The organism is Streptomyces sp. SID14478 (assembly GCF_010548525.1).
Classification (GTDB): Bacteria; Actinomycetota; Actinomycetes; order Streptomycetales; family Streptomycetaceae; genus Streptomyces.
The window spans coordinates 1-1,529 of record NZ_JAAGMG010000808.1 but is presented as its reverse complement, the minus strand read 5'-3'; the positions used below and the strand labels follow the sequence as shown (position 1 = coordinate 1,529).

Genomic DNA, 1,529 nt, shown 5'->3' with positions numbered 1-1,529 from the left:
ACGGCGCCGCGGGGCGGGAGCGGGGCGGCGCGGCGCGGGCTCTGGCGCAGGCGATCCTGGGCGGCGGGGACCGGCTGCACCGGTGAGGCGCCCGGGCCGGATCAGCGCAGCGGCGGCTGGTACGTCAGCTGTTTGACCCGGTGCATGAACGGCGCCGTCTCCACGTGTTCCACGCCCTCCAGGCGCCCCAGCTTCCCGCTGACGTACGCGTAGAGGTCGGCCGTGTCGCGGGCGAGGACGGTGACGACGATGTTCGAGGGGCCCGCGGTCGCGGCGGCGAAGGCCACCTCGTCGTGCGCGGCGAGCGCCCGGCCCACCGCGTCGAGGCGTCCCGGGGACGCGGTGATCCACAGGAGGGCCGCCACCCGGAACCCGACGCGCAGGGTGTCGTACTCGATGTCGATGTAGAGGGCGCGGGAGGCGAGCAGCTGGGCCAGGCGGCGCTTGACGGCGGACTCCGACCTGCCGGTGGCGCGCTGGAGTTCGGGGTAGGTGGCGCGGCCGTCGCGCTTGAGGACGTCGAGGAGCGGGGCGTCGTCCGGGGCGGGCAGGGCGCCTTCCGCGGTGGGGGCGGGCGGGGCGAGCGCCGTGCGCTGGGCGGCGGTGAGCGGGTCGTGCTTGCTCAGCCAGCCCTGGGGGCCGCCGTAGAACCGGTGCAGGATCTGCAGGGCGCGGATCTCCACGATGTGCGGGGTGCGCGGGAGCTTGCCGAGCAGGAGGTCGTCGTGGTCGCCGCGGGTGCGCGGCACCGTCACGCAGACGACCTCCGTGCCGCCCGACGTGAGGCCGATCCACATCGTGTCCGGGCGGCGGGCCAGGGCCGCCGCGATGGTCTCGGCGCCCTCCGGGGTGCAGCGCAGCCGCAGCATCCAGCTGTCGTGGCCGAGCACGTGGCTGTCCTGCAGGCCGACGATGCGCAGCCCGCCGTCCGCGACGAGCCTGCGGTAGCGCCGGGCCACGGTCTGGTCGGAGACGTCGAGGACCTCTGCGATCCGGCTGAACGGGGCCCGGCCGTCCACTTCCAGGGCCTGGAGGATCCGCAGGTCCAGTGCGTCGTAGGAGGTGGAATCCATCTCCGGACCGCCTCTCATGTCGGATTCCGTCGATTCGGTGGCGTTGATCGATGCGATCGGCCGGGTGCGCCTCATCGTACGAAGTAATGGACCGGCCGACGAGCCGGTCGGCGATACGGGAAGGTCGGATTCACGATGCGTACATGGGGGACCCTGACCGCGGTCTGCCTGAGCACGTTCATGCTGCTGCTGGACGTGTCCATAGCCGTGGTCGCGCTTCCGGACATGGCGGGCGCGCTGCACGCCTCGCTCAGCGATCTGCAGTGGGTGATGGACGGGTACGCGCTGGCGCTCGCCGCGCTGCTGCTCGCGACCGGCGCCGCCGCGGACATTCTCGGGCGGCGCCGGGTGCACGTGGTGGGCGTGGTGGTCTTCGCGCTGGCCTCGGCGGCGTGTGGAATCGCGGGCGGGCCCGGGCTGCTGGTGGCCGCGCGGGTCGTGCAGGGCCTGGGCGGC

Annotated in this window: 2 protein-coding genes; one reads left to right on the top strand and one right to left on the bottom strand. The window is 73.8% G+C overall.

Annotated features, from left to right (window positions below; translation table 11 throughout):
* Positions 1-101: 101 nt before the first annotated feature.
* Positions 102-1,073: an Lrp/AsnC family transcriptional regulator gene (locus G3I40_RS26540; protein ID WP_164304683.1), complete on the bottom strand. Its 972-nt coding sequence runs from the start codon at positions 1,071-1,073 to the stop codon at positions 102-104.
* Between the two features lie 135 nt (positions 1,074-1,208).
* On the opposite strand from G3I40_RS26540, the gene G3I40_RS26535 reads away from it, so the two are divergent.
* A partial coding sequence (locus G3I40_RS26535; RefSeq protein ID WP_164304682.1) for an MFS transporter occupies positions 1,209-1,529 on the top strand: 321 nt, incomplete at its 3' end.